This window comes from Methylobacterium phyllostachyos, assembly GCF_900103445.1.
In the GTDB taxonomy this organism is placed as follows: domain Bacteria; phylum Pseudomonadota; class Alphaproteobacteria; order Rhizobiales; family Beijerinckiaceae; genus Methylobacterium; species Methylobacterium phyllostachyos.
In genome coordinates this window covers 32,116-40,499 of record NZ_FNHS01000026.1, presented here as the reverse complement: position 1 = coordinate 40,499, position 8,384 = coordinate 32,116, and the positions used below count along the sequence as shown (strand labels likewise).

At 69.4% G+C, this 8,384-nt stretch carries 6 protein-coding genes and 1 pseudogene; 4 read left to right on the top strand and 3 right to left on the bottom strand.

The genetic code is table 11. The annotated features are described in order from the left end of the window. From BLQ49_RS27180 to BLQ49_RS27165, 4 genes are all read left to right on the top strand, one after another. Positions 1 to 872, top strand: an 872-nt coding sequence (locus BLQ49_RS27180) for a glycosyltransferase family 4 protein (RefSeq protein ID WP_167627800.1), incomplete at its 5' end; no start/stop codon positions are given. After that, positions 869 to 2,263, top strand: a complete 1,395-nt coding sequence (locus BLQ49_RS27175) for a coagulation factor 5 8 type domain-containing protein (RefSeq protein WP_091722351.1) — start codon at positions 869 to 871, stop codon at positions 2,261 to 2,263. The genes BLQ49_RS27180 and BLQ49_RS27175, both read left to right, overlap by 4 nt. 88 nt (positions 2,264 to 2,351) lie before the next feature. Beyond that, on the top strand, positions 2,352 to 3,623 hold the full coding sequence (locus BLQ49_RS27170; RefSeq protein ID WP_091722348.1) for a hypothetical protein: 1,272 nt from the start codon (positions 2,352 to 2,354) through the stop codon (positions 3,621 to 3,623). After that, complete coding sequence (locus tag BLQ49_RS27165; protein WP_091722345.1) at positions 3,620 to 5,305, top strand: SGNH/GDSL hydrolase family protein; 1,686 nt, start codon at positions 3,620 to 3,622, stop codon at positions 5,303 to 5,305. The genes BLQ49_RS27170 and BLQ49_RS27165 overlap by 4 nt, the downstream gene beginning before the upstream one ends. 506 nt (positions 5,306 to 5,811) lie before the next feature. Here BLQ49_RS27165 and BLQ49_RS30480 read toward each other — a convergent pair. From BLQ49_RS30480 to BLQ49_RS27150, 3 genes and pseudogenes are all read right to left on the bottom strand, one after another. After that, positions 5,812 to 6,447, bottom strand: a pseudogene (locus BLQ49_RS30480) (DedA family protein); the annotation flags it as partial. A gap of 98 nt (positions 6,448 to 6,545) precedes the next feature. Continuing rightward, a complete protein-coding gene (locus BLQ49_RS27155) occupies positions 6,546 to 7,562 on the bottom strand; it encodes an NAD-dependent epimerase/dehydratase family protein (RefSeq protein ID WP_091722339.1) in 1,017 nt (338 codons plus the stop codon). Beyond that, on the bottom strand, positions 7,559 to 8,308 hold the full coding sequence (locus BLQ49_RS27150; protein ID WP_091722337.1) for a hypothetical protein: 750 nt from the start codon (positions 8,306 to 8,308) through the stop codon (positions 7,559 to 7,561). The genes BLQ49_RS27155 and BLQ49_RS27150 overlap by 4 nt, the downstream gene beginning before the upstream one ends. Positions 8,309 to 8,384: the final 76 nt, after the last annotated feature.

Here is an 8,384-nt window from a genome sequence, read left to right as displayed (position 1 = left end):
GGACGCTGCACGACTACTCGCCGGTGTGCCACCGCAACCACCTGGTGCAGCCGGACGGGCGCTTCTGCGGCCTGGCGGCGGTGGCGGAGTGCCGGGTGTGCCTGGCGTCGGACGCGGACGGGTTCGAGGAGCCGGATCCGGGCGAGCGGCGGGCCACGTTCGGGCGGTTCCTGGCGGGGGCGGCGCGGGTGTTTGCGCCGTCCGCCGACACGGCGGGTCGGATCGCGGGGGTGTACCGGGATCTGGCGATCGCGGTGCGGCCGCACGCGGAGCCGGAGCGGGGGGTGCGCTCGACGGCGCTGCGGCGCCCGGGCCGGGTCCGGCGGGTCGCCGTGCTGGGGGCGATCAGCGCCACGAAGGGCGGGCTGGTCCTGCAGGCCCTGGCGACGGATGCGCGGGCGCGGGGCCTGCCGCTGCGCTTCGCCATCGTGGGATTCTCCGATCCGGCCCTGGCCGACGGTCTCGACCGCGAGGGCGTCTCGCAGACAGGCCGCTATGCGAGCGACAACGAGGCGCTGGACCTCGTCTGGCGTGTCTCGGCCGATCTGGTTCTCCTTCCGGCGATCTGGCCGGAGACGTACTCGTACGCGCTGACGCTGGCGCTGCGCACCGGGCTGCCGGTGGCGGCCTTCGACCTCGGCGCCCCGGCGGAGCGGCTGCGGGCCGAGCCAGATGGCCATCTCCTGCCCTATGACCTCCTCAACGACCCCGCCGCCTGCAACGACCGGCTGCTGGCCCTCGATCTCCCACCACCGGGCCGCGGCCGCACCACCATCCCGGCCGCCGCCTACGACGACCTGATGCGCGACTATTACGGCCTTGCCCCCATGTCGGCTGAGATCCGGCTCCCGCACGAGGCGGTCACCGCATGACGGGACACGACCCCATCTCTGCGCATGAGACCTATCATCGCGATCTCGTCGACGTCGCCCAGGGCGGGTCGTTGTCCATCGTCGAGCGGGACGGTGCCTCCCCCTGGCTCCGGATCGACCTCGGCCTGCGTGTCCCCATCCATTCCCTCGAGGTCGGTCCGTTCGACGGAGGGTCCGTTCCGGATGGCGATCCGTCCATCGGCTTCTCCGACGAGGGGGAGACTTGGTCGCCCCCCGAGATCCTGTCACCGACGGAGGGCGGGACGGTCCCGTCGCGGATCCTGATCGCGCCGGGGCCGGCGAGCTGGACGCGCTACATCCGTGTTCCGGTCCCGCCGGGACGAACACCGGAGGAGAGCAGGGCGCGGGTCTGGAGCGAGCGCGCCGCCTTCGACCTGATCGTCATGCGAAAGCTCTGGAACGTCGAGTTCTCCATCCTGACGGAACATCCGGAGATCGACGTCTATCGGGCCTACCGGCTGCTGGGCAGCCCGAACCAGCAGGGGTTGTCGCTCGTCGGCATCGATCTCTACGAGAACGGCGCCTTCGGGAACTTCATCATCCAGTGCCTGCTGGCGATCGGCATCTGCCGGGCGCTCAAGCTCAAATACCTCAAGCTGTCGATCATGGACCGCAGCGAGGTCCTGGCCCTCGAACAACCCCAGGAGATCGGCGGCATCACGTTCATCCCGGCGAACCACCCGCTTCCCGACGACGGGTATTTCCTGTCCGGCATGTTCTTCGACGTGAACATCCAGAAGCTCGCCGGCGAACTCGATCAGGCCGAATCGCGCCACATCATCACCCACTACATCCGGCCGCTCTTCGGCCGGCTGCCGGCGCAATTTCCCGAGAAGCCGGACGACCAGCTGCTGATCCATATCCGCTCGGGCGACATCTTCAGCACCTGGGTGGCGCCGCACTACCCGCAGCCGCCGCTGGCCTTCTACAAGCTCGTCATCCAGCGCCTCCTGCGGGAGAAGCGGATCGGCTCGATCAAGATGGTGTTCGAGAACCGCCTCAATCCCGTCATCGACCAGCTGGAAGCCTATATCGCCAACCTCGGCATCCCGTTGACGACGCAGAGCGGGACGCTCGCGGAGGACGTTGCGGCGCTGGCCAACGGACGATACCTCGTGTTCGGCCTCGGCACGTTCGGGCCCGGCGTGTGCCACCTGTCCGACCATGTCGAGCAGGTCTTCTACTTCGCATCCGGCTGGCCGCAGCATTTCCGGGGCATCCCGACGATCGGACGCCTGATCGAGGTCGTCGACACGGCGGGCGGATACACGAAGGTCGGGGAATGGGATAACTCTCCCGCGCGCCGCCAGTTGATGATCGACTACCCGATCGAGAACCTCGCCTTCGACGATTCCGGCGCCGAGGCATAGCCGGCGCGCCGCGATCGGGATTTGCGCCGCCGTGCCGATCGGCGGGACATCGGCGAGCCGCGTCGGGTCACGGCGCCGGAGAACGCACTTGGCCAGCATAGATCCGTCACCCACGCTCCTGCACGTCAACGCCTTCGCGATGCACCGGGCCGAAGTGTTGATGCGCCTGCGGCGCCGGCTCCGGCCGCGCCACACGACCCTCGTCAGCTTCGCCGCCAAGTACCATTACGTGGAGAGCCAGCGGCGCCTTGCCGCCGCCGCGGCGGCCACGGGCGATTTCGACACGATCGAGAGCTGGTCGCCCGATCGCCTGCGGGAGACGCCGTACTATCAGGCGCACCGGGAGATCCTCGACCGGTCCCGGGGGGCGGGGAACTGGGCCTGGAAGCCCTACATCATCGCCGAAGCCCTGGAACGGCGGCGCGACGGCGACTTCATCGTCTTCACCGATACCGGGATGCAGGCGATCGGCGAGGATCCGATGCCGCCGGTGGCGCCGTTGCTGACCTGGCTCGCCGGCTCGGAGCGGCGGGTCGCGGTGGGCGTGCTGCACGGAAAGCCGCAGCGGGCCTGGACCAAGCGCGACTGCTTCGTGCTCATGGAGTGCGATTCCGAGCGCTACTGGGATGCCGATCAGATCCAGGCCACCTGGATCGCCTTCATGGTCAGCCCCGCCACCCGCCACCTCGTCGCCGAATGGCTGCGCTACGCGGGCGACGCCCGGGTCGTCACCGATAGGCCGAACCAGATGGGCCTGCCCGATCTCGACGGCTTCATCGACCACCGCTTCGACCAGAGCATCCTGTCGAACCTGATCTACAAGCTCGACCTCGAAATCGCGCCGCTGCGGCAGCCCTCGAAGCAGATCCGGACGCTGATCGAGGAGCTGGAGACCGACACGCTGGTGGCGACGCGGCCCTCCGCGAACATCGCGCTCGGCAAGACCTGGACGGCGAGTTCCGCCTCGCCCTGGTCGGGGACGACCGGGACCTACGGCGAGCGGACGACGGGCGATCCGTCGTTCTTCTTCCACACCGCGCTCGAGCGGGACCCCTGGTTCGTCCTCGATCTCGGCGCCGTCACGCGCGTCTCGGAGATCCGGATCTACAACCGCTGGGGGCAGCTCAGCGAGCGCGCGCAGCTGATGCGGGTCTGGCTCGGCGAGACCGAGGACGCGTACCGCCTGGTCTTCGATGCCGTGGATGCCCATTGCCATCCCGGCCTGCCCCTGCACCTGCGGTTCGATGGAGCCCGCTTCCGCTACCTGAAGATCGATCTCGACGAGGAACAGCACCTGCATCTCGACGGCATCGAGATCTTCGCCGCCCCCCGGGACGGCGACGCGACCGAGCGCGCGTGAGCGGCCCGGTGTCGGACAAGCCGCTGTTCCCCCTCGGGCCGATCCTGTTCTTCGGCGATTCCCTGACCGCGGATCTGACCGCCGAGACGCCAAACCTGTTCTCCGGACCCCAGACAGTCGCCCGGGGCATCGCAGGCCAATCGACCCGCGACATGGCGCGGCGGCTGCGCTCCGACATCGCCCTCTACGGCGCGAAGGGCCTCCACCTGATCGGCGGCCGGGACGACATCCTCACCTCCGGTCGCGCGGTCTCGCTCGACGGCATCGTGGCCGACCTCACCGCCTTGCTGCGGGACGCGCGCGACCTCCATGTCCGGACCTGGGTCGGCGCGATCCCGCCGGTCGACCCGGCCGCGCCGGCGGCGACCGGGCGCCCGGTCGCGCTCATCAAGGCGGTGAACGCGTGGCTGCGCGACCACGCGCAGGATTACGGGGCCCTGTTCATCGATTACGAGGCCGTGCTGGCGGGGGAAGCCGGGGTGCTCCGGAGCGCCTTCAGCGATGACGGCATCCGCCTCAACGCCGCCGGCATCGCAGCGCTGCGAGAGGCCATGATGGCGGCGCTCACGGCCCCGGGCGTCGAGCAGATCTGGGCGCCGCCCGAGAGCGAGGATGCCGCGCGCCGGCGCAAGTTCCTGCACCATTTCGGCTATCTCGACTCGAACACGCGCTATCCGAGCCCGTTCATCCAGTTCGCCGGCAAGCCCGGGGCGAGCCATTACGGCGTCCCGTTCGACGCCGACGGCTTCCTCAACGCCGCCCCGATCGTCGAGCGGAAGCCCGAGGGCGAGACCCGGATCCTGGTCGTCGGCGACTCGACCACGATCGATGGCGGCGACATCGCCAACACGCTGCCGGGCCGGATCGAACGGATCCTCCGGGCCAGGGGGCTGACGCGCGCAAAGGTCTACAATTTCGGGGTGATGTCGAGCTGCCTCACGCAGATGACCCACCTGATCTGGTCGCGTCTCGTCACCTACAGCCCCGATGCCATCGTGGTGCTCAGCGGCAGCACGGATCTGTTCCAGCCCTGGACCTACGATCCCCGGCCCGGCCACCCCTACAACGCCTTCATCACCCAGCGGCTCTACGACCACTTCTTCGACACGCACGACCCCCGGGCGCGGGAGGACGGCCTGTCGTACGACGCGCTGGTCACGCTGATCTACGAGGAGCTGAAGCGGCTGCGCACGGAGGTGGGCTGGCAGAGCCCGGGCTGGGAGGACGCCATCGTCCACCATTACGAACGCGCCACGCACCGCCTCACCAAGCTGTCACACGATCACGCGGTGCCGATCGTGAGTGTCCTGCAGCCGACGGTCCTGCGCAAGCGCCACCTCACCGAGGTGGAAAGCAGCGTCGCCTCGGGGGCGTTCCTGGCCTATCTCGACCGGCAATACGCCAAGCTGGAGGCGTTCACCGCGCAGCTGGCCACGCGGCGCCCGTACCGGCGGACCTTCACGGCCCTCGACCTCAGCGGGATCTTCCGCGATCGGGAAGAAGGGACCTTCTACGACATCGTCCACTACGACGACCCCGCCCGGGAGATCGTGGCGACGCGGTTGGCGGGCGAGATCCGCGAGGCCCTGGAGCGGGCCCGGGGGCGGACGCCCCTGGAACGGGCGCGCCGCTTCCTCAGCCGCCTCAGCCCCGCGCGGCCGCCCACGTCACCCGATGCGTGACGATGACCAGGAGCCAAGACGCGAGCGGGTCCGCGACTGCGATGCCCCCTGCGACCGGGGATTCAGCACCGCGTTCGTCGTCAGGCCGCCAAGCTGATCGCATCCTCCGTCCGCTCCTCGAAGGCGGCCGGGGGCTGCGGGCTGCGCAGGCGCCGGCCGACGACGATCAGGATGGCGGCAGGAACCGACAGAATCAGACAGATGCCGAGGATACCGATGCGGCCCGCAAGGTGGCCGTAGAATCCGCCCGTGACACCGTAGGCCCACGAGGCCAGAGTCATGCCGAAGGCCGCGACGAGGAGCAGCGCGGCAATCTTGAACCACACGGGCAGGGCGCCGGGCGGACGATCCTTGACGGCGCGTGCGCGCGTGAACGACCGAGCCGTGTCCCGACTGGTCAGGAGCGCCTCCACTTGGCTCTCGAAATCCGCCCCGGTCAGGGGAGCCGCGGGGCTTCCGGCTGGCGCAGCCCGCGGCGGGGCGTCCGACCCGTCCAGACCCTCGGCGAGCGGACCCGGGATGGCGGCCTCGGCAGCGGCCATCAGGCGCGCCTCGTGCCGGCGCATGAACAGCCACAGCGCGACGGCTCCCAGCAGGACAAAAGCCAGGAGCCCGAGGCCGACCGGCCCCATGACGTTCTCGATCGACCGGCCGCACAGATAGGCGCCGAAGCCCATGATCGAGGCCCAGGCGACGCCGCCCAGCGCGTTGAAGGCGAAGAAGCGGCGCGCGTCGAGCTTGTTCACGCCGGCCAGCACCGCCGCGTAGGCGCGCAGCATCGCGGTGAAGCGACCGAAGAACACGATCTTCCCGCCGTGCCGGCGGAACAGGTATTGGCCGAGCTTGAGCCGTCCGTGATCGAGGCCGATCAGGTGGCCCTTGCGCAGGAGCAGCGGCAGACCCCACCGGCGCCCGACCCAGTAGCCGGCATTGTCACCCAGGACCGCGGCGGCGGCGGCGATCGCAACCACGACGGCGATGTTGATGTTGCCGGTGCTTCCGGCATAGGCGGCCGAGGTCAGCAGGACCGTCTCGCCGGGAAGGGGCAGCCCGGCGCTCTCCAGGGTGATGATCACGAAGATGGCGATATAACCGTAATGCGCGATCAGGTCGGCGATCGGCAGATCGTGCAGGAAGGACATAGGATCTCCTCGGATCTCCTCGCGGATCGAACCGTCGCGCTGTCGACGATAAACGTGGCCACTCAAGGGCGGCCGGCCGGAGAGGCCGGTCCGGCCCCTCAATCCGGGCGGATGGCCCGAGGCCCTGGAGAGCCCGCCCGCATCTCCGCCAGATGCGCCTTCATCCACGCGATCGTACTGACGAGTCCTTCGCGGAGCGGGACGCGGGGCTGCCAGCCCAGTTCGGACCGGATCAGCGCGGTGTCGAGGACGTTGGCAGGCACGTCCGCAGCGCGGCTCGGCTTGTGCACGCAGGGCAGGCGATCGCGCCCGAAGGCCGCTTCCAGCTCGGCGATGATCTGGATGACGCTCAGACCCACGCCGCTCCCGACGTTCAGGATCTTGTGAGCTCCCTGATAGGTCACGGCCGCGAGAAACGCGTCGCTGACATCGTCCACGTGCAGGAAGTCGCGCACCACGGCGCCAGTCCCCCAGACCTCCAGCGGCAGGTCGGAAAGGACGCGATGGATGTAGCTTCCGATGAGGCCCTGATGCTTGGTGCCGAGCTGAAACCGGCCGTACGGGTTGGCGATCCGAAGGATCTGATAATCGATCCCATGGAGATGCCGATACAGGTGGAGCGACTTCTCGATCATCAGCTTGCTGATGCCATACGCGGAGATCGGGTCGGTCGGCGCCTGCTCGGTGATCGGAATGGCGCGGGGAACCCCGTAGATCGCGCCTCCGGAGGACGAGAAGACGAGCTTCCGGATCCGGGCTGAGCGGCAGATCTCGAGGAGATGCAGGGTGGCGATCGGTGTGGCCGCGAGTTCCGCCGACGGGTCGCGATTCGAGCTCTCCGGGATGGATCCGGCGATCAGGTGGAAGACGATGTCCTGGCGCTCGACGGCGTTGGCCATGGTGAGGCGGTCGGCGAACTGACCGGTCACCCGGGCGACACGCCGGTCCAGCACATCAAGCTGGGGGTGGCTGCGGCTGAAGCAGGTGACCTCGGCTCCCGCGGCCGCGAGGCGGTTGCACAAGTTCAACCCGAGGAAGCCGCTGCCCCCCAGCACGAGGCAGCGCGCGCCTGCCAGGGACCGGGCGGCCTGATCCGCGGGCTGATCGCCGCTCATGACGGTGAATCGGCTCCGGGTGCGGCGTCCTCCCGCATCGCGATCAGGTCTTCGATCAAAGCCAGCGCGGAATGCCGAAGCGTCAGCCGTGTCGGTTCCAGCGGCGCCTTTCCGCAGGCCCGGGCCGCCGCGTAAGCGGCCGCGTAGGCCGCATCCCAGCCAGCGGCAAGGACGTGCGGACCGGCGGCCTCCAGCGCGTCACGGACGGTCACCCAGGCGGCCCGATGGGCCGCGTCCCAGGCCGCAGCCCGCACCAACGAACCGGTTTGCCGCAGCGTGAGGTTCGCGACCGCCGCACGCTTGCGCGCGCGCTTCAGGTGATCGCACAGGGTTGCGATGTCGCCGATGTCCAGGATCGCCGGGAGACCGGCGAGTTCGTCCGCCTCGACATTCAGCTTGGCGAGATGAAACCACGCAGGGAGATGGGTTCGAACGAGCCAATCGGCCACCCGGGCGACGCGCCGCCGCTCCAGCGCTTCCGAGCCGCGCGTCCCGACGAGGCGCGGGACGAGGGGGAGAATCAGGGCATCGCGCTCGGCTTGAGTCAGGCCGCCGCTCCAGGTGCGGATGAACGCCGCGAGGCTGGGCGCGGCGCTGGCCGGTTGGTCGGACACCGGTTCGCCGGCGAGGAAGGCCACGGCCTCCATCGCGCACAGGGCACCCCCATCCGGGTTTATGCCGGCCGCCAGGCTGGCAATCTGCGCGAGGCGATCAGGATTGACCGCCGGACTCTCGATCCGGACCATGCCGCTTTCCCTCTCCCCGATCCCCGCGCGAAGGCCCGCCCCTGTCCGGTGATGCCTCGATCGGCATCCCGGAACC